Here is a 20,361-nt window from a genome sequence, read left to right on the forward strand (position 1 = left end):
CCGATCTCGTCGGCGATCCTGACCGCGTGCTTGTCGTCCTCGATGACGCCGAGATAGCCGGGCACGGTCGAGACCCTGGCCTTGGCGGCCGCCTTCTTCGACTCGATCTTGTCGCCCATCGCCGCGATCGCGCCCGGGTTCGGGCCGATGAAGACGATGCCTGCGGCCTCCAGCGCGCGCGGAAACGCCTCGCGCTCGGACAGGAAGCCGTAACCGGGATGCACGGCCTCGGCGCCTGTCTTGCGGCAGGCCTCCACGATCTTCTCGATCACCAGATAGCTCTCGGCTGCCGCCGGCGGGCCGATCAGCACGGCCTCGTCGGCCATCTCGACATGGAGGGCGTCGCGGTCGGCCTCGGAATAGACGGCAACCGTCTCGATTCCCATCTTGCGGGCAGTCTTGATGACCCGGCAGACGATTTCGCCGCGATTGGCGATCAGAATCTTCTTGAACACAGCTCTTCCTACAACGGAATGTTGTCGTGCTTCTTGGCCGGCATCTCGACCTTCTTGTCCCTAAGCATCTCCAGCGCGCGGGCGATGCGCTTGCGGGTCGAGTGCGGCATGATGACGTCGTCGATGTAGCCGCGTTCCGCCGCGATGAACGGCGACAGGAAGCGGTCTTCGTATTCCTTGGTGCGCGCCGCGATCTTGTCGGGGTCGCCGATGTCGGAGCGGAAGATGATCTCGACCGCGCCCTTGGCGCCCATCACCGCGATCTGGGCGGTCGGCCAGGCGTAGTTGAGGTCGGCGCCGATCTCCTTGGAGGCCATGACGTCGAAGGCGCCGCCATAGGCCTTGCGGGTGATGATGGTGACGAGCGGCACGGTGCACTGCGAATAGGCGAACAGCAGTTTCGCGCCGTGCTTGATCAGGCCGCCATATTCCTGCGCGGTGCCCGGCAGGAAGCCCGGCACGTCGACGAAGGTGACGATCGGGATGTTGAAGGCGTCGCAGAAGCGGACGAAGCGCGCGGCCTTGCGCGAGGCGTCGCTGTCGAGCACGCCCGCCAGCACCATCGGCTGGTTGGCGACGAAACCGACAGTACGGCCCGCGATACGGCCGAAGCCGGTGACGATGTTCTTGGCAAAACCCTCGGCGATCTCGAAGAAGTCGCCCTCGTCCACGACTTTCAGGATCAGTTCCTTCATGTCGTAGGGCTTGTTCGGATTGTCGGGGATCAGCGTGTCCAGCGACATGTCGACCCGCTCGATGGAATCGAAGCTCGGCCAATCCGGCACGCCGTCGGTGTTGTTCGCCGGCAGGAAGTCGATGAGACGGCGCATCTGCAAAATCGTCTCGACATCGTTCTCGAAGGCGCCGTCCGCAATCGAGGAGCGCGTGGCGTGCACCGAGGCGCCGCCGAGCTCTTCGGCGGTGACGACCTCGTTGGTGACCGTCTTCACGACGTCGGGGCCGGTGACGAACATGTAGCTGGTGTTCTTCACCATGAAGATGAAGTCGGTCATGGCCGGCGAGTAGACGTCGCCACCGGCGCAGGGGCCCATGATGACCGAGATCTGCGGGATCACGCCGGAGGCAAGCACGTTGCGGCGGAACACGTAGGAATAGCCGGCGAGCGCGGCGACGCCCTCCTGGATGCGCGCGCCGCCGGCATCATAGAGGCCGATGATGGGCGCCCGCGCCTTCATCGCCAAGTCCTGGAGCTTTGTGATCTTCAGCGCGTGGGTCTCGGACAGCGAGCCGCCGAACACCGTAAAATCCTTGGCGAAGACAAACGTTTTGCGGCCGTTGACGGTACCCCAGCCGGTGACCACGCCGTCTCCTGGAATCTTGGTCTTCTCCATCCCGAATTCGGTCGAGCGGTGCTGGACGAACATGTCCATCTCCTCGAACGAATGCTTGTCGAGCAGCAGGTCGATCCGCTCCCGCGCGGTGAGGCGGCCGCGCGCATGCTGCGCGTCGATGCGCTTCTCGCCGCCGCCGAGTTTGGCACCGGCGCGACGTTGTTCAAGGGCTTCGATAACGGACATCGATTGGGCCAACTGATCTACCGCTTTCTGGCGATTGGAGGCAGGTCGGTGCAAATGCCCTCATGGACTTCGGCAGCCATGCCGATCGTCTCGCCGAGGGTCGGATGCGGGTGAATGGTCTTTCCGATATCGATCGCGTCAGCCCCCATTTCGATAGCGAGACAGATTTCCCCGATCATATCGCCGGCATGCGGTCCGACGATCACGCCCCCGACGATGCGACCGGTTTCGGCGTCGAACAGCAGCTTCGTCATGCCATAGGATGCGCCCGACGCGATGGCCCGGCCGGACGCGGCCCATGGGAATTTTGTCGAACGGATCTTCCGTCCGGATTCGGCGACATCACGCTCGGACTTGCCGACCCAGGCGATCTCAGGATCGGTGTAGGCGACATTGGGGACGATCTTCGCGGTAAAGGCCGCCGGCTTCCCGGCAGCTACTTCCGCGGCGACGTGCCCCTCGTGAACGGCCTTGTGCGCCAGCATCGAACCGCCGACGACGTCGCCGATGGCGAAGACGTTGCGCGCCGTCGTTCTCATCTGCTCGTCGACCTGAATGAAGCCGTTCGAATCGATGGCAACGTCGATCCGTTCGAGGCCGAGCTCGCTACTGTTGGGAACACGGCCGGCCGATTGCAACACCAAATCGTACGATCGTGTCCGTACCGATGCGCCTGTGGTACCGACCCTCACGCCGTCCGGCGTGATTTCGGCGGTTGATACGCTGCTTGCGACGTCGATATGCTCGAAGCGATGCGCGTTGCGCGAACGCCAGATCTTCACCGCGTCGGCATCCACGCCCGCCAGGATATCGGGAAGCCTTTCGACAAGATCGATCTTGGTGCCGAGCGAGTTGTAGACGGTCGCCATCTCCAGCCCGATGATCCCCGCTCCGATCACGAGCATGCGGCCCGGAATGCTTCGCAGCGCGAGCGCGCCGGTCGAGGTCACGACCCGCTCATCCTTGGGAAGCACCGCTAGCTGCACCGCGCGCGAGCCCGTGGCGATGATGCATTGACCAAATTCAATTTGCTGCGAGCCTGCCCCCTCACCGACAATCTCGAGCCGCGTGGCGGAGGCGAATTTCGCGATGCCGCGGATCACCGTGACGCGGCGCGCTGCTGCCATCTGGCTCAGCCCATCCGTCAGCTTCTTGACAGTGCCGTGCTTGAAGGCGCGCAGCTCCTGCAGATCGATCTGCGGCGCGGCGAAGCGAATGCCCTTGTCCGCGATCCGTTTGGCTTCCTCCTTGACGGCCGCAACATGAAGCAGCGCCTTCGACGGGATACATCCAACGTTCAGGCAAACTCCGCCCAAGGTGCCGTAGCGTTCGACGATCGCGGTGTTCAGTCCAAGGTCTGCGGCCCGAAACGCTGCTGAATAGCCGCCCGGCCCGCCTCCGATCACGACAAGATCGTAGCGCGTATAATCTGTTGCGCGCTGGCCAACATCCTGATCCGCTGAGATCGTCTCGCCTTGCGCGCCCGCTTCGTCCGACGCCGACGCCGTGCCAATCATGGAGCCTTGAGACACCTTGTCTCCAACACGCAGCGACATGCTCGTGATCACCCCTGCGATCGGCGACGGAATCTCCAGCGTGGCCTTGTCGGATTCCACTGTGATCAACGCCTGCTCTCGCACGACGACGTCGCCTGCCCTGACGTGGACCTCGACGACCTCGACGTCTCGAAAATCCCCGATGTCGGGGACCCGGATTTCCTCTGTCCGCATCTGCGTCCTCACAACGCGAAGCGCCGCAGATCGGAGAGCACCGACGCGACGAAGCCCAGGAACCGGGCCCCAGCCACGCCGTCGACGACCCGGTGATCCCACGACAGACTCATCGGAAGGATGAGGCGCGGTTCAAACTCGCGGCCGTTCCAGACCGCCTCGGTGGCGGCCCGCCCGGCGCCGAGGATCGCCACCTCGGGCGCGTTGATGATGGGCGTAAATCCCTGACCGCCGATGCCTCCGAGAGACGACACCGAGAAACAGCCGCCCTGCATGTCGCTCGACGCGAGCTGCCCCGCGCGCGCCTTGTCGGCGAGCGAGCGCATCTCCGCGGCAATTTGCCGAAAGCCCTTCTTATCGCAGTCCCGGATCACCGGCACGACCAGACCTCTCGGCGTGTCGACAGCGACGCCGATGTGGACATAGTGCTTGAGGATCAACTCATCGCCATCGAGCGACGAATTGAAGCGCGGGTATTTCTGCAGCGCCAAGGCCGCGGCCTTGATCAGCAGCGACACCATGGTGAGCTTCGCCGTGTCCTTCGCGGCCTCGGCATTGGCGAGTTGACGAAAGGCTTCGGCGTCGGTCACATCCGCTCTGTCGAAATTCGTTACATGGGGAATGACGCTCCAGTTGCGCGAGAGGTTCGTACCGGTCAGCTTCTGGATCCGTGTCAGCGGCAGGCGCTCGACCGCGCCGTACCTCTCGAAATCCACCTTGGGCCAATCGACCGGGGCGCCGGGCTCAGGCGCCGTCGCCGGTCTCGATCGCACCAGTCCGTTGACGAAGGCCGCCACATCCTCGCGCAAAGTCCGGCCCTTGGGGCCTGTGGGCACGACAGAGTCCAGCGTCACGCCGAGCTCACGCGCCAAAGCGCGGACCGACGGCGATGCATGCGCCGCCCCGCTAAGCTGCGGCTGCTGTGCACGTGCTCGCGAGTCATCGACTGGAGCCACGGGCGCCGGCCGTGACAGCGCCTCCTGCTGCGAGATCCGTTGCTCCACCTGCGGTGCCGACGCAGTCGCCGGCGGAGGCGCGGTGGATTCGCCGCGCCCTTCGAGGACCATCAGAACCGAACCTTGAGAAACCCGCACCCCGACGTCGATCATCAGTTTGGCCACCGTGCCTGCGGCCGGGGATGGCACCTCCATCGTCGCCTTGTCGGACTCGATCGACAGCAACGGCATGTCGATCGTGACCTCGTCGCCGACCGACACATTGATTTCGACTACCGGAACATCCTTGTAGTCCCCAATATCTGGCAGAACGACTTCAATTGAACGAGACATGCGCGCTCCGCCCTCTCTCAGCGCGACCAAGGCGATGCAACGCCGGTCGGCAATTCGTAGCTGGCGATGGCTTCGGCGACCTGCTCACGCGCCACTTGACCCAATTTTGCCAGCGCCGAGAGCGCCGCAACGACGATCTGCTTGCGATCGACCTCGAAGAACGATCTCAGCGCGGCGCGTGTATCGCTGCGCCCGAAGCCGTCGGTGCCCAGCACCGTATAGGGCGCCTCGATGTAAGAACCGATCAGTTGCGGATACGCCCGGACATAATCCGATGCCGCGACGATCGGCACCTTGCCGCCGAGGCATTGTACGACGTGGCTCTCGACCGGGGTCGACAGTGGCGAGAGCCGATTAGTTCGCTCCACATCGCGCGCCTCCCGCGCCAGCTCGGAAAAGCTCGTTGCCGACCAGACTTCACAGGCCACTTTCCATTCGCTTTGCAGCATCGCTGCGGCGGCGAGCGCCTCCGGGAGAATGGCGCCCGAGCCGACCAGCCTGATCTTCGCCGGCCCGTCAGCGCTCGGCAGAACCCGATAGAGACCCTTGATGATGCCGTCGCGTGCATCGTCGGGCATCGAGGGCTGCGCATAGTTCTCGTTCATCGCCGTGAGGTAATAGAACTCGTCGTTGCCCTGCTCGAGCATCGACCGCATGCCGTGATCGACGATGACGGCCACCTCGTAGGAGAATGCCGGATCGTAGGCCCGGCAGTTCGGAACGGTCGCCGCCATCAGATGGCTGGACCCGTCCTGATGCTGCAAGCCTTCGCCGCCGAGCGTCGTCCGGCCGGCCGTCGCCCCGATCAAAAAGCCACGCGCGCGCTGGTCCGCCGCCGCCCAGATCAGATCGCCGACCCGCTGAAAGCCGAACATCGAATAGTAGATATAGAACGGCAGCAACGGGAAGTTATGGATGCTATAGGAGGTCGCCGCCGCGGTCCATGACGAAATCGCCCCCGCCTCGGTGATCCCCTCCTCCAGCAATTGACCGTCGATCGCTTCCTTGTAGTACAGCATCGAACCGGCATCTTCCGGCTCGTAGAGCTGTCCCGCCGGCGAGTAGATGCCGACCTGTCTGAACAGGTTCGCCATTCCGAAGGTGCGGGCTTCGTCGGCGACGATCGGGACGATGCGCGGGCCGAGCGTTTTGTCCTTGAGCAAATTGGTGAACAGCCGCACGATCGCCATCGTGGTCGACGTCTCCTTGCCGTCGCCGCGCAGCGCGAACTCCGCGTAGGATTGCAGCGGCGGCACCGGCAGCGCCGCCGAAGCGCGTCGCCGCGCCGGCATGTAGCCACCGAGTGCCGCGCGACGGGCGCGCAGGTACTGAATTTCCGCGCTGTCTTCCGCAGGCCTGAAGAATTCCAGATCCTCGACTTGCTCGTTGCTGAGCGGCAGGGCGAACCGGTCGCGGAACGCATACAGCGCGTCGACATCGAGCTTCTTGGCCTGGTGCGACGTCATGCGCGACTCGCCGGCGCCGCCCATGCCGTAGCCCTTCTTGGTCTTCGCCAGAATGACGGTCGGCCGACCCTTAATGTCTTTCGCGGCGGCAAAGGCCGCGAACAGCTTCTTGAAGTCGTGGCCACCGCGCTTAAGGCCGTCGATATCCACGTCCGACATGTGCGCAACTAGCGCCCGGACCTCGGGATCCTCGCTGAAGAAGTGGGCGAGGTTGTAGGCCCCATCCTTGGCGCCGAGCGTCTGATATTTGCCATCGACGGTGTCGGCGAATTTGCGCAGCAGCGCATGCTTGCTATCGCGCGCGAAGATATCGTCCCAGTCCGATCCCCACAGCACCTTGATTACGTTCCAGCCGGCGCCCTGGAAAAGTGATTCGAGTTCCTGAATCACCTGCCCGTTGCCGCGGACCGGCCCATCCAGGCGCTGCAGGTTGCAATTGACGACGAAGGTGAGGTTGTCGAGATTTTCCCGCGCCGCCAGGGCGAGCCCGGCGATCGATTCCGGCTCGTCCATCTCGCCGTCGCCGAACACACCCCAGACGTGACGACCAGCCGTCTGCACCAGGCCGCGATGCTGCAGATACTTCATGAACCGCGCCTGGTAGATCGCGCTGATTGGCCCAAGGCCCATCGACGCCGACGGCACCTGCCAGAACTCCGGCATCAGCCAGGGATGCGGATAGGACGACAGACCGGGGCCGCTCAGTTCCTGGCGATACAGCTTCAGATTTTCGTCCGACAGTCGGCCTTCGAGATACGCTCGTGCATAGACTCCGGGGGACGAATGCGGCTGGAAATACACCAAGTCGCCCTCCGACTCGGAGCTTGACGCGCGAAAGAAATGATTGAAACCGACTTCGAAAATCTCCGCGGCCGAGGCGTAGCTGGCGACGTGCCCGCCGAGCTCCCCATAGGCCTTGTTGGCACGGACCACCATCGCGAGCGCGTTCCAGCGAATGATCGCCGTCAGGCGGGTCTCGATCGCGATGTCGCCGGGGTAGGGCTTCTGCTGCTCGAGCGGAATAGAATTGCGATAGGGCGAAAACGGCGGAGAGTCCGGCAGAACGCCGAGCTCCTTCGCGCGCCGATCGAGCGCAGCCAGGATGTAACGCACGCGCTCGGCACCGGCGCTGTGGTGGAGCGATCCAAGCGAGGCGAGCCAATCGGCGGTTTCGACCGCATCCTGATCGGCGTTGACGACCTTGCGTGGCGGATCGATGTGTGCAGTCATGCGTCGGGCTCCGAGAAAGCCCGCACTTGGTAGCATCGGGTGCTATGGCACGTGCTGCTGAATTCGGCCGCGTTCCGACGGATTGCCCGGCTCCGGCGGGACGCGGAGGCTCGCATCGCAGCATTCTCTGCTGTTGGTTTAATCGGGCGAGTGATCGAGCCGTCGGCCGCCTGACAGGTGCTCCCGCTTGGTCACGGCGCAGCATGCCGCATCGCTCAGCGCTCACGCCGCAGTAGCGGGCATCTTGTCGCAGATCAGCGAACTCGACGGCTCGCCGCGACTAGTGACCTGACCTTTCAAAACAGCTAACCTCGGCTAGCAGCAGGATCTGCATCAAGGCTTGACTGACTTGACGAATTGGCAGGATTGAAATGCCGCCCGAGACCGAGTTCGATCGCGATTTTGCGCGAATGGATCTGCCCGATCTTCGGATCAACTATGATCCTGTCGATCCGGATCAGTTCGATCGTCCCGTCACTTCATTCTGTCTCGAAACCAGCAAAGACAACGACGACCTGCCGCTGCACTCACACCGCAAAGGCCAATTGGTCGTCGCATCTCACGGCTCGGTGATGTGCCGGGCGCCCGGCGGCTTGTGGATCGTGCCTCCGCAAGGCGCGGTATGGATCCCGGCCGGCGTGCAGCACAGCAATTGCGTGGCCGATTTCGGCAAACTCTACACAGTGTTCATCGATCCGCAGGTCAGCATGCTGCCGCGGACCTGCTGCACGCTGATGATCACGTCGCTGGTGCGGGAATTGATCCACCGCCTCTCGGTGTTCCCACCGCTCTATCCGCTGGAAGGACCGACCAGCCGTCTCGGCCGGGTTTTGCTCGACGAACTCGTGCAGATGTCGACGACGGATGAAATGTATTTGCCGATCTCCCCCGACGCCCGTCTTCAACACCTCGCGACCTCCTTGTTGAATAATCCGGGCGACCGCAGCACGATGGACGAAGTCGCCTCGCGCTACGCGATGAGCGAGAGTACCTTCGCACGCTTCATAGCCAAGGAAACGGGGATGACCTTCGGGCGCTGGCGCCAGCGTCTCCACATTCTGATCGCCATGCAACGCCTCACGGCGGGCACTTCGGTCCAGGCCGTGTCGCTGGAACTGGGGTACGAAACCCCCAGCGCGTTCATCACGATGTTCAAGAAGACGATGGGAAAGAGCCCCCGCCGCTTCCTTGCCGAGCGGTCGCGCCTGATTAATTCGGACAGTTTGCCCTAGCTCGCACGTCCCTGCCTGGGCACTTGACGACCGCGACCCCGCGACGCTTTCGCGGGGCCGCCCGTAACGACGTCAGCGTTTGCTGTAAGGCGCAAGCGGATACTCGAGCGACGCTTCCGCAATGGCCTTTGGAGCCACCACCCGAGGCCTGCCTTTCAAACCCTGCAGCATCACCATCGAACAGTGGATGTTCTGGCCGGTCTCGTCGAACTTGGTGTTGTCGCCGTACATCAGGATCGGCTTCATGTCGGTCTTCTTGAGCGCGCCGTGAATCGCCGCGGACTCCGGCGAAGCCGCCCGCGTCACGGCGTCTGCGACGATCTGCACCGCCTCGAACGCGCAGCCCGCATTGGCATCGAACCAGTCGTTCGGGTAGTCGGCCGCGAACATCTTCATGATCTTGTCGGTCTCGGCGCCCTTGGGATTGAGCCACAACGCCGACAGAACCGGACCGTCACCATACTTTCCGAGCGCGTCGTGATACGCCTTGTCGGACACGCCGTTGGAGTTGGGCGAAAACACCATCTTCGGGTCCCAGCCCTGCTTGATGCATTCGCGCGCGATCATGATCGCGTCGTTGACGCGCGTGACCGAGATCAAAGCATCGGCACCCGACGCTTTCGCCTTGGCAACTTCCACCGACAGATCCTTGGCCTTCTCGTCATAGGCAACGTGCTGCGCGATCTTGAGCGGAACATCCACTTCCTTCCACGCCTGATCGATGCTGGCCGCCGTCGACTGCCCCATCGTGTTGTTGAGATGCAGAACGACGGCGCTGCTCGGCGGATCCTTCAGCGTGCCGAGCACGGACTTCAGCTCGGCCAACGATTGCCGCACGATGGTCAGCGACGTGGGGTAATAGCGGAACACCTGGGTGAAGCCCTGTGAAGTTACCTGGGTGGCGCTCGCGATGTGGACCACCATCGGCACCTTGGCGGCCTCGCAGGCCTGCAGCGCCGAAATGGTGGCACCGGAATCCCACGCGCCGATCAGCACGGTGCAGCCCTGCCGGATCAGGCTCTCGGCGGCAATCCGGCCGTTCTCCGGACGGCTTTGCGTATCGGCGTGAACGATCTCGATGTCGAGGCCGAACTTCTCACGCGCGAATTTGGCGCCGAGATCGATGCCGCGCACGCAGGCCTGACCGGGAAACGCCAGCACGCCGCTGCTGGGCATGATCGCTCCGACTTTCACTTTCGTGTTCGCCGCAAACGATGGCCTTGATACCAGGCCTACCGCAATTCCCAATCCGCTTCCGACAATCGTCCGCCGCGTGATTCCGCTTCGCTTGGTCATCTCGATGTCCTGTTGCTGAAGGAGTGAAATCTTATCTCGACTGTTAGCTTCGTACGTTTTGGGACCGACCGCCGACCTCAAAGGCCCATCTCGGCCTTGATCAATTCTTCCTCGGTTTCGTCGTAGAGCGACGCGATCAGCGACTGATAGCGCTCGTTGATCTGCTTGCGACGCTTCTTCCGCGTCGGCGTCATCACGCCGTTCTCGAGCGACAGCTCCTCTGGCAGAATGCGGAACGCCTTGATCTGCTCGGCTCGCGCCAGCCTTCCGTTGGCCTTGCCGATCTCCGCCTCGATCAGCCGGTTGACGATCTCGGAGCCTGCCAGGTCCGCGTAACTCGCGATCTTGTCGTCGCGCGACTTCGCCCAGTCCATTGTGGCGGTGGCATCCACTTCGATCAGGGCGGTGAGATATTTTCGCCCCTCGCCGATCACAGCCGCCTCGGAGATGAACGGGCTGTGCCTCAGCTCGTTTTCGATCTGAGTCGGGCTGATCGATTTGCCGTTCGACGTGTTGATGATCTCCTTCTTCCGGTCGACAAGCTTGAAGGTTCCTTCCGGCGACACTTCGACGATGTCGCCGGTGTAGAGCCAGCCGTCGCGAAGCGCCGCTTTCGTCTCGTCCGGCTTGTTCCAATAGCCCGCGAACAATCCCGGTCCACGGACGATCATCTCGCCGTCCTGGAGCACGGCGGTTTCCCAGGCCGGATCCGGCAGCGGGACCCCGACGTTGCCGGCCTTCGGCCACTCCGCCATCTGCACCAGATTGGCACCGACCAGTTCGGTCTGGCCGTAGCACTCCTTGAGCTGCAAGCCCCACAACTGCCACAGCGACATCAGCTCGGACGGCATCGCCGCCGACGAGGTGAACGCGACCTTCAGTTCGTCGAAACCGACCTCCGCGAGCAGCGGCAGGAACACTTGCTCGCGGCAGGCCGCGAACAGTTTCGAGACGAAGGCATCCTCGTGGCCGCGCTGACGGTCTTCGAGCGCCCTGCGCGCGATCGTCACGGCAAGCGTGTAGTTCTGATCTCCCGCTTCACCGGCGGGATGCACCTTGCTGAGGATCTGTGTCGCAAAGCGCTGGTAGAACCGCGGCGGCGCCATATAGTAGGTCGGCTTCACCTCTTTGATCGTCTGGGCGAAGTCCGCGGTCGTCTCGCCGAAATATGGAACTGCGTCGGCGATCAGCGGCAACGTGGTCGCCTGCCCGCGCGCCACAGTGTGCGACATCGGCAAATGCACGACCACCCGGTGTTCCTCTTCGCGCATACTGGGGCCGAACAGGGTGATGCAATGAACGCCGGCGAGAATGGAAAGGTGCGTCAGCATGGCGCCTTTGGGGTTTCCGGTCGTCCCGGACGTATAGCCGATGCTGACGACATCGGACGCCTTTGCTGTCGCGCTCTCCTTCTGCAGATAGTCATGCGCATCGACATCGTGTGCTCCAACAAAGTCGGCCAGCGACTTGATCGACGCCGAGGCCTCGCCGGTCCAATCCGGGTCGAGCACGATGATGCCGCGGAGCTGCTCGGCCCGACCGGAGGCGAGCACGATGCGAAGCTGCGGCTCCCCGCCGACGAACGCGAACTTCGCGCCTGAATCCGTGAAGCAGTAAGCCACTTCTTCGGGTGACGAGGTGAAGTAAACGCCCACCATGACGCCGCCGGCGCACATCGTGGCCATGTCGGCGATCAGCCATTCCTCGGACGAATCGCCCATGATCGCGACCCGATCGCCGCGCTCGAGACCAGCACGCCGCAGCGCGCTGGCCAGGTTCACGACACGCTGCGCATAGGCGCCCCACGTCATGGCGGTCCAGGCGCCGTGACGCTTTTGTTGCAAGGCGATCTTGTCGGGCCGCTCCGCGAGTCGCGCGGCCAAAAGCTGCACGACGGTCGTATCCGCCAACTGGGCGCCGGATGTCATCTCAGCGACGTTCATCTCAGCGCTCCGCGAAACGCTTGCGCTTGGCCGCGAATGCGGCAACCGCCTCGGCCCGCTCGGGCGACTTGAACGTCAACATCTCCAGCGCCGCAGAGGTGTCGAGCAGCAGGTGGGCGTACTGCTTGATGATCTTGTTGACGCTGTACTTGGTCCACACGATCGATTCCTTCGGCCCGCTTGCCAGCAGTTCGGCGTATTCGATCGCGGCATCGAGAACGTTGCCGTCTGCGACCACCTCGTTGATCATACCGATAGCAGCCGCTTTCTCGGCGGAGATGAATGCGCCGGTCATCAGATAGTGCTTCGCGCGTACCGGCCCCATCAGCAGCGGCCAGATCACCGCGCCGCCATCGCCCGCGACGACGCCGGCATTGACATGCGTGTCGGCGAAACGGGCTGTCGAGCTCGCATAGATCACGTCGCAGAACAGCGCGAGCGTGGCACCCAGGCCGACCGCGACACCGTTGACGGCCGCGACGATCGGCACTTCGACTTCCAGCATGTTGCGGATGAGGTGGCGACCGCTGCGCGTCGGGGACGGCAGCGTTCCCTTATCCAGCGACTTCTGATCGCCACCAGAGCAAAATCCGCGGCCCGCACCGGTGAGAACGATCGCGTTGACAGAACTGTCGTGATCCAGCTTGACGAAGACGTCTTCGAGCTCCTCGTGCATCTCCCAGTTGATCGCGTTGAGGATCTCCGGGCGGTTCATCGTGACGATCGCGACGCCAGTGGCGCGCTGCTCGACGATCAGGTACTTGTAGCCGTATTGCGACATTGATTTCACCGTTCGATTACTGCTTCTGGGTCCGCATCAGCCGGATCTGCCCGAGAATCTCCTCGGTCGGCCGCACGACGTTGTTTCCGTCGTTGAAATGCGGGATGACGTAGCGACCGACCATGTCGATCGCCTCCATGATCTTTTCGTGCGGGACGGAGTCCATGTGCAGCAGCACCTCGTCGATACCCATGGCCTCGAACTTCTCGATCTGACGAATGACCGTATCGGGGCTGCCGCACACCGTCGTGGCCGACTCGTTGACCAGATAGTCCCAGTCGTTGGCGGCGCGCTCCATCGACGGCACGCTCTCCCCCATGTATTTGTAGTCGTCGGCAATCGCCGCGAGACGCGGATAGGCATCGGTCGAGATCTTGGCATAGTGCATTAGCGGGCCGGCATAATCCGCCTTGGCCTGCTCGTCCGTTTTCCCGATGCCGATGAACAGCGGAATGCCGATACGCGGACGCTGCAGCGGTCCCTCCGCGTCGCACTTCCAGTTTTTTTGATAGGCGTCGATCAGCTTCTGCTGAGCTTCCCAGCCCTGATAGATGTTGCTGCTCATCACGGCGAAGCCCTGCGAGGCCGCCCAGAGATGACTGCGCTCGCTGGTCGCCGCGATCCCGATCACCGGATGCGGCTTCTGCAGCGGCTTCGGAACCAGCTGGCGCGGAGGGATCTGGTAGTACTTGCCGTCAAACGTGAAAATGTCCTGGCGCATCGCCGTTTTCAGCAGCGCCAGCCCTTCTTCCATCTGCGCCAGCGTTTCGTTCGGATCGACGTTGAACGCCCGCATCGCGATGGTGGTGTTGGCGCGGCCGCCGTAGAATTCCATGCGGCCGTTGGACAGGATGTCGGTCACGGCAAGCCGCTCGGCCGAACGCAAGGCGTGGTTGATGCGCTGCGGCATCAGCGTCACCGCCGCGCGCAGCTTGACGCGCGACGTCACCGCGGCCAGATAGCCGAACACCACTTCGGGCGCCGAGCTCGAGATCCCGCCCAGTGCCACGTGCTGCTCGGAGAGCGCGACGCAGTCGAAGCCGACCTTCTCGGCCAGACGGACTTCGTCGACCAGTTCGTGAAGCCTGCGCGAGTAACTGTGGCCGACCTGGGTTTCCTGTTCAGACCAGAACCCAAACGTAAGTGCCATGTCTCAATCCTTTTAGCTTGCGAGATGGCACAGGGTTTCATAGGCGTGGCGATATTTTCGCCCGAAAGCCGCGTTGCGTAGTAACGCTTTCCGAATTTTATGCTGTCAGCATTCGCAACATGGCAGACGCCCCGGGAAGCTTCGCCACGCAGCGGACGGGCTGACCGTCAACGGCGGGCGATGGCGGCTCCGGCCTCGCTATCGAAGGTCTTGATCAGCAACTCGGCGACCGCCGCGAGGCACGCTTCGCCGATGGCGTAGCTCGAGCCGATCGGACTTCCGATCACGCCGTTCTGCGAAACCGATCGGATGCCGTTCTTCCACATCAGTTCGAGATCAGCCTCCGACAAGCCGCCAAGATGGCCCACCTCGAAGCGGTCCGGTCTGACGCTGTCGGGCCTAATGACCATCATCAGCGACGTCTCGGCGATGTCGGCGTGGCCGCCGACGGCCAACACGTCTCCTCCGGCTTCGCGCACCGCATCGCGCCACGTGTCGATCCATTTCGTCGAGTCGAAGAACGCCAGGATCTCGACATCCGAGGGGACGGCCTCGCGCAAGCGACCGAGCATGTCCTTCAGGACCGGAAAATTGCCGATGTGACCCGAGTGAATCAGGATACGCTTGAAGCCGTGCCGCGCCAGGCTTGTGCAATAATCGACACAAATCGCTTCCAGCGTCCCCGGCCGTAGCGAGATCGTACCCGCGAATGGCAGATGGTGAGACGAGCAGCCGACCGTGATGGTCGGCGCCACCAGCGTGTTGCCGCGGCTGCGCGCGATCCGCTCGGCCAGAGCATCGGCATGATCCGCATCCATGCCCAAAGACAAATGCGGCCCATGCTGCTCGACGGCCCCCAGCGGGATCACTACCGTCGTGCACCCATCGGCCAGCGCCGCGGCGACTTCCTCGTGGCTCATCTGCTCCAGATAGATCTGATCGGGATATCCGCGCGTCATCGGCTCAACCCTTACTGTTCTTTGATAGAAATCTTGCACGCGCTTTGGTTGAGCTCTCGGCTGTGACATAGGCGTCGAGGTCGGCCACGGTCATTTTTTCGAGCGCCTGATCGCTCATTTGCGCGGTGAGGTTGAGCGATCGCTTGATGGCATGGAACAGCTTGCGGTCTTTCTGCCGCAACACGCCGCACACGTCTCGCGCACGGGATGCGACCTCCTCGGTCGGGACGATCTCGTTCACGGCGCCGATCGCCACGGCGCGCTCCGCGCCGACGAGCTCGCCCCAGTACAGCAGCTCTTGCGCCGCCCGCACGCCGAGCTTCTCGACGGCCCGGCGCATGCCTTTGGTCACCGGCAGCAGGCCATGGTTGATTTCCGGAAATCCAATCTTGCACGCCGCATCGGCCACAACATAGTCCGCATGCAGCAGAAACTCCAGGGCGCCTCCGACCGCATAGCCGCGGACGGCGCAGACGATCGGGCCCGGATAGTTCTCCATCGCCACGAGGAGTTCGTGGAAGAACCGGATGCGCGGCCTAGCGACGTCGATCCCGACGACTTCCTTGATGTCGCCGCCTGCGCTGAAGAAGCGGTCGCCGCTTCCGGTGAGCACGATGCCGGGCGGATTCTCGTCGTCGGCAAGGCGCCGGATCGCCTCCAGCAACTCGACGATTAGTTGCGCATTCAGCGCATTGGCCGGCGGCCGGTTCATCGTGATCGTGACCAGGTCTTGATCACGCTCGATCAGGAGAGAAGTGGCAGTATTCATCAATGAGACCCAAGCGAGAGGCGGCTGCAACAGCCGGGGAGCGGTGGACCGAACGGCGGCGAGACGAGAGCCGCAACGCCCGACGCCTCGCCGAGACGGCGCGCCTCACAATCCCAGATAGGCGCGCTGGACATCGGGGTTCTCGAGCAGATCGCGGCTAGATCCATGCAACACCACGGAGCCGTTCTCGAGCACATAGCCGCGGCTGCTCAGAGCGAGCGACTTGGCGACATTCTGCTCGACGAGAAGGACCGTGATGCCCTGCTCGTTGAGGGATTTGACGACGCTGAACATCACATCGGTCAGCGCCGGCGACAGTCCGATCGACGGCTCGTCGAACATCACGATTTCTGGCTTCGACATGATCGCCCGACCGATCGCCAGCATCTGTTGCTCGCCGCCGGACAGCGTGCCGGCGAGTTGGTCGCGGCGCTCGCGAAGTCGCCCGAACAGCTGATAGACGGAATCAAGCGTATTTGCCAGGTCGTGCCTGGCCCGCTTCAGCGAGCCGCCGATCAGCAGATTGTCCTCGACGGAGAGCGCACTGAAAATCTGGCGGCCCTCGGCGACCTGAGCGATGCCCATTTCGCAGATGTCCCACGGCGGTAGCCGCGAGATTTCGACTCCGTTGATCCTGACGGAACCGCGCGACGACGGCACGATCCCCGCGATTGATCGGATCAGAGAGGTCTTGCCGGCGCCGTTGGCGCCGACCACGCAGATCAGTTCACCCTTGCCGATGCGGAGCGACACGCCGTTCAGCGCATTGGAGCCGTCATAGGCCACGCACAGGTCGTCGACTTCGAGAAGCGCGTCGTCAGGCATGGAAACCGGCTCCCAGATAACTTTCCAGCACCGCAGGATCCGCTACCACCTCTGACGGCTTGCCCTCGGCGATCTTGGCGCCGTGGTGTAGCACCACCACGGTCGACGCCACTTCCATCACGATCCGCATCACGTGCTCGACCAGTAGGATCGTCAGTCCACCCTCGGCGAGCCGGTGCAGCACGCCGACGACGCCTGCCGCTTCGGTCGGACGCAGCCCCGCCATCACTTCGTCGAGCAGCAGCAACTTGGGGCGAGTCGAGAGCGCCTTCGCCATCTCGAGCATCTTGCGATCGGGCAACGTCAACTGATCCGTCCGGGCATTCGCCTTGCCGGCGAGCCCGACATTTTCGAGCGACTCATACGCCTTGTCCCGCGCCTCCTTGACGTTCGTCGTCCAGCTGAAGGCGCCCACCATGGCATTCTCGAGCACCGACATATCTTTCATCGGTCGGACGATCTGGAAGGTGCGCGCAATGCCCATGCGGCACACCGCTTCGGGCGGCTCGCGCTCGAGCGAACGCCTCTCGAATAGCACCCGCCCGGCGGTCGGTCTCAGCGCCCCGGCGACGAGATTGAAGCAGGTGGTCTTGCCGGCGCCGTTCGGCCCGATAAGGGCGGTGATGCGGCCTGCCTGCAGTGAGAAGCTGACGTCATTGACCGCGACCAATCCAACGAACGCTTTGGTCAGGTTCTTCACTTCGAGCAGCGCGGTCATTCCTCGACCTTCCGCAATTGTGAGATCCGGCCGCGCGCCGGCAGCTGGATCGCCTCGTAGAGCCGGACGATCGCCGGCCAGATGCCGTCGGGCAGAAACCACACGACCAGGATCAGCACCGCCCCGTAGGCGACGCTGTTCAGTCCGGGGAGCCCCAGGCTGTCGCCGAGCGCCCCCATGGCGTGATGCAGCGGGATCGCGGCCATCGAGCCGACCAGCGGGCCGAACGCAGTGCCCAATCCGCCGACCACAGGGCCGATCAGTACGTCGACCGAGATCGCCATGCCCATGATCGAATCCGGAAAGATCGCACCCTGCACCAAGCCCAGCACGCCGCCGCCGACCGCGGCCGTCGCGGCCGATATCGAGACCACCAGCACCTTGTGGCGAAACGTCCGCACCCCCAGTGCGCGGGCGGCCTCTTCGTCGTCCCGCATCGCCCGCCAGACATAGCCCCAATAGGACCGCGAGATCAGCTCCGTTCCCGCGACGCCGATGGCCGCAAGCGCGAGCGCGACGAAGTAGTAGAACCGCGCGTCACCGCGCAGCATCCCGAGGTCCATCGTGCCGCTCGGCGCCTGATAGAACAGGCCCTGCATGCCGCCGACATAGTCCCACCCGCCGAACATGATCCGGGCGAATTCGGCGGCTGCGATCGTGAGCAGCGCGAAATAGATGCCACGGACCTCGAAGCGGAAGCTCAGCCACGCCAGCACCGCGCCGACGAAGCCCGCAATCACCGCGCCCAGCAGCAGACCGATCCACGGGGTGACGCCGTATTTGATGTTCAGGATCGCCACCGCATACGCACCGATTCCAACGAACAGCGCGTGACCGATGGATAGCTGCCCGCCGATCCCGAGCATCAGGTTCCACGATTGTCCCATGAAGGTGAACAACAGGACGATCGTCAGAAGTGAGATGACGTAGGCGTTGGACATGCCACCCACCACGGCCAGGGCGGCGAAGACCAGAGCGCCGGCACCCCAACGCTTGGTGTCGCTGGCTTGATCAGATGTCCTTTGCACCGAAAAACCCCCTCGGACGGAAAATCAGGATGATGATCAGGAGCGCGTAAGGGAGTGCTGTTTTCATCGACGGCGTGAACATCAAGGCCGCGATCGCTTCGGCGACCCCGATCGTCAGGCCGCCCAGAAGAGCGCCACCGAAGCTGCCGAGACCGCCGACGATCACCGTCACGAAGGCCAGCAGCGTGAAGTCGACGGCGAGATAGGGCTGCGCATCGAACAGCGGCGAGATCAATGCGCCGGCGACGCCAGCGCAGGCGGCTCCGATGCCGAAGGTCACCGCATAGACCCGAGGGATATTCAGCCCGACCACCAGTCCGCCCAGTCGATTATTGGCGGCGCCCCGCAGCGATCGGCCGAATGCGGAGTACTTCAGATAGGCTCCCAGTGCGGCGATCAGCAGTCCGGCCGTAGCGGCCGCCTGGATGCGGGCCCAATCCAAGGTGAGCGGACCCACGCTCACGGTCTGGAAGGACAACTGAGACGCCGTCGGCCGCGGATCCGGACCGAACGACATCAGCAATACGCCGCTGAAAAGCAGTGAGAGGCCGATGAAGACGATGAACTGATAATGATGCGGCCGATTGACGAACCGCTTCACGACGAGCGTCTCTAGCAGATAGCCGAACACGAACATGACGACCGCGGCGATCGCGGCGGCTAAAACGATCGGGATGTCACAGATTTGAACGGTCCAGTATCCGATGTAGATCCCGAACACGACCATCTCGCCATGAGCGAAATTGACCACGCGCATAACGCCGAAGATGATGGTGAGACCGAGCGCGACGAGCCCGTAAACCAGCCCGATGAGCACCCCGCCGGCGATGACATTGAGCCAGAGCGACAGCATCAGCGACCGACCGCCGATGGATGCGCGATAGAAAGTCTTCGTCTTCCTTGCATGCTGATCGGTTCCATCTTGGCTGTAGCGGAAACGTAGCGGCGCCTGACGTCGTCCTGTGTTTCAGACCGCCTTTGGCGCGGCGAAACATCCGTCGATGTAGACGAGCGACTCACATCCGGCCCTCGTGGTCTGAGCCACCACCTCTCCGGTGAAAATGGTGTGACTACTGTCGCTGTAAGCATTCACCACGCGGCAATCGAAGCTGCAGACCGCGCCGACCAGACTTGGTGCTCCGGTTTTGAGATCGCACCACAAACCGTCACCGAAGCGGATATCGCCCTTGCTGCCGTCCTGCCCGGAAAACTTGAGCGCCAGATCGCGATGCTCGACTCCTAGAATATTCCAGCAGAACGACCCACTGCTGAGAATGATGTCGTGCGCACCGGCAGATCGATTGACGCAAACCAGCACGCTGGGCGGAGCCGCCGACAGCGAGCAGCCCGCCGTCAGTGTCAGACCATGGCGGTTCGGCGCCCGACCTGTCGTGACGATCGACACGGTGCCCGGCACGCTGCGCATCGCAGCACGGAATGCTGCGGCATCGAGTGGGCTCGTTTCGGACAGCGGCGGTGTTGCGGACGGCATGGCTACGACCCTTGGATTCATGAGATGGATGCGCCCTCTTTGTCTGGTTGTGAGTCCGGGCATGCAGCGCTGCCCCGGTGAACGTCTGAGCTATCCGGCTGCTTGATAGAACTGGATGACGTTGCCGCCCGGATCCCGCACCTTCACCGCACGGCCGTGACTTTCCATGTCCCGGACCGCGCCGACTTGCGCCCCCATGGCTGCGGCACGCTCCATGGCGGCATCGAGGTCATCGACACCGAAGACAAGAACGGCATCTTGCAGCTGGTCCGAGACCGACTCCGTCGGTCCGGCGACGCAGAACGCAGCCGCATCGCTCACGAACTGTATCCACTTGCCGGGATCAGCGAAGCGCACCTTCAGACCCAGACCTTCGTAGAACTCGGCCAGGCGTCCAGGATCGTTCGCTGTCAAATAGACTTGCTTCAGTTTCACGCTCGACATCCAAACCGTCGCTACC

The 20,361-nt window shown here is 63.2% G+C and carries 18 protein-coding genes; 1 reads left to right on the plus strand and 17 read right to left on the minus strand.

Translation table 11 applies throughout. The features are described 5' to 3' along the window. From XH81_RS15955 to mdeB, 5 genes are all read right to left on the minus strand, one after another. Positions 1–455 (minus strand): biotin carboxylase N-terminal domain-containing protein (locus XH81_RS15955; RefSeq protein WP_271596275.1); only part of this gene is annotated, 455 nt, incomplete at its 3' end. A gap of 8 nt (positions 456–463) precedes the next feature. Then, complete coding sequence (locus XH81_RS15960; RefSeq protein WP_028140588.1) at positions 464–1,993, minus strand: acyl-CoA carboxylase subunit beta; 1,530 nt, start codon at positions 1,991–1,993, stop codon at positions 464–466. A gap of 17 nt (positions 1,994–2,010) precedes the next feature. Beyond that, positions 2,011–3,723 (minus strand): dihydrolipoyl dehydrogenase, encoded by a 1,713-nt coding sequence (gene lpdA, locus XH81_RS15965; protein ID WP_028140589.1) that lies wholly within the window; start codon positions 3,721–3,723, stop codon positions 2,011–2,013. Between the two features lie 8 nt (positions 3,724–3,731). Beyond that, positions 3,732–5,012 (minus strand): 2-oxo acid dehydrogenase subunit E2, encoded by a 1,281-nt coding sequence (locus tag XH81_RS15970; protein WP_028140590.1) that lies wholly within the window; start codon positions 5,010–5,012, stop codon positions 3,732–3,734. A gap of 17 nt (positions 5,013–5,029) precedes the next feature. Next, positions 5,030–7,708, minus strand: a complete 2,679-nt coding sequence (mdeB, locus tag XH81_RS15975; protein ID WP_038974831.1) for an alpha-ketoglutarate dehydrogenase — start codon at positions 7,706–7,708, stop codon at positions 5,030–5,032. A 371-nt stretch (positions 7,709–8,079) separates the two neighbouring features. Here mdeB and XH81_RS15980 point away from each other — a divergent pair, with 371 nt between their 5' ends. Further along, a complete protein-coding gene (locus XH81_RS15980; RefSeq protein ID WP_173015766.1) occupies positions 8,080–8,940 on the plus strand; it encodes an AraC family transcriptional regulator in 861 nt (286 codons plus the stop codon). Between the two features lie 72 nt (positions 8,941–9,012). On the opposite strand, the gene XH81_RS15985 is transcribed toward XH81_RS15980, so the two are convergent. The 12 genes from XH81_RS15985 to XH81_RS16040 all read right to left on the minus strand — a co-directional run bounded on the left by XH81_RS15985 (position 9,013) and on the right by XH81_RS16040 (position 20,345). Beyond that, on the minus strand, positions 9,013–10,236 hold the full coding sequence (locus XH81_RS15985) for an ABC transporter substrate-binding protein (RefSeq protein ID WP_028140593.1): 1,224 nt from the start codon (positions 10,234–10,236) through the stop codon (positions 9,013–9,015). A gap of 77 nt (positions 10,237–10,313) precedes the next feature. Continuing rightward, positions 10,314–12,179 (minus strand): AMP-dependent synthetase/ligase, encoded by a 1,866-nt coding sequence (locus tag XH81_RS15990; protein ID WP_028140594.1) that lies wholly within the window; start codon positions 12,177–12,179, stop codon positions 10,314–10,316. A gap of 1 nt (position 12,180) precedes the next feature. Further along, positions 12,181–12,960, minus strand: coding sequence for an enoyl-CoA hydratase/isomerase family protein (locus XH81_RS15995; RefSeq protein WP_028140595.1), 780 nt, complete (start codon positions 12,958–12,960; stop codon positions 12,181–12,183). 16 nt (positions 12,961–12,976) lie between these two features. Continuing rightward, a complete protein-coding gene (locus XH81_RS16000; RefSeq protein WP_007594451.1) occupies positions 12,977–14,110 on the minus strand; it encodes an LLM class flavin-dependent oxidoreductase in 1,134 nt (377 codons plus the stop codon). A gap of 167 nt (positions 14,111–14,277) precedes the next feature. Next, positions 14,278–15,069: a creatininase family protein gene (locus XH81_RS16005; RefSeq protein ID WP_028140596.1), complete on the minus strand. Its 792-nt coding sequence runs from the start codon at positions 15,067–15,069 to the stop codon at positions 14,278–14,280. Between the two features lie 4 nt (positions 15,070–15,073). Next, complete coding sequence (locus XH81_RS16010; RefSeq protein ID WP_028140597.1) at positions 15,074–15,838, minus strand: enoyl-CoA hydratase/isomerase family protein; 765 nt, start codon at positions 15,836–15,838, stop codon at positions 15,074–15,076. Between the two features lie 105 nt (positions 15,839–15,943). Next, positions 15,944–16,663 carry an ABC transporter ATP-binding protein gene (locus tag XH81_RS16015; RefSeq protein WP_028140598.1) on the minus strand — a complete coding sequence of 240 codons (720 nt, stop codon included), beginning with the start codon at positions 16,661–16,663 and terminating at the stop codon, positions 15,944–15,946. Then, complete coding sequence (locus XH81_RS16020; protein ID WP_028140599.1) at positions 16,656–17,381, minus strand: ABC transporter ATP-binding protein; 726 nt, start codon at positions 17,379–17,381, stop codon at positions 16,656–16,658. Before XH81_RS16020 ends, XH81_RS16015 begins: the two co-directional genes overlap by 8 nt. After that, positions 17,378–18,409 (minus strand): branched-chain amino acid ABC transporter permease, encoded by a 1,032-nt coding sequence (locus XH81_RS16025; RefSeq protein ID WP_240536500.1) that lies wholly within the window; start codon positions 18,407–18,409, stop codon positions 17,378–17,380. The genes XH81_RS16020 and XH81_RS16025 overlap by 4 nt, the downstream gene beginning before the upstream one ends. Continuing rightward, positions 18,393–19,262 carry a branched-chain amino acid ABC transporter permease gene (locus XH81_RS16030; protein WP_028140601.1) on the minus strand — a complete coding sequence of 290 codons (870 nt, stop codon included), beginning with the start codon at positions 19,260–19,262 and terminating at the stop codon, positions 18,393–18,395. Before XH81_RS16030 ends, XH81_RS16025 begins: the two co-directional genes overlap by 17 nt. 114 nt (positions 19,263–19,376) lie before the next feature. Next, a complete protein-coding gene (locus XH81_RS16035; protein WP_018316668.1) occupies positions 19,377–19,901 on the minus strand; it encodes a flavin reductase family protein in 525 nt (174 codons plus the stop codon). Between the two features lie 90 nt (positions 19,902–19,991). Further along, a complete protein-coding gene (locus XH81_RS16040) occupies positions 19,992–20,345 on the minus strand; it encodes a VOC family protein (protein WP_028140602.1) in 354 nt (117 codons plus the stop codon). Between the last annotated feature and the right edge of the window lie 16 nt (positions 20,346–20,361).

Source organism: Bradyrhizobium sp. CCBAU 25360 (genome assembly GCF_028128695.1).
Taxonomy (GTDB): Bacteria; Pseudomonadota; Alphaproteobacteria; order Rhizobiales; family Xanthobacteraceae; genus Bradyrhizobium; species Bradyrhizobium ottawaense.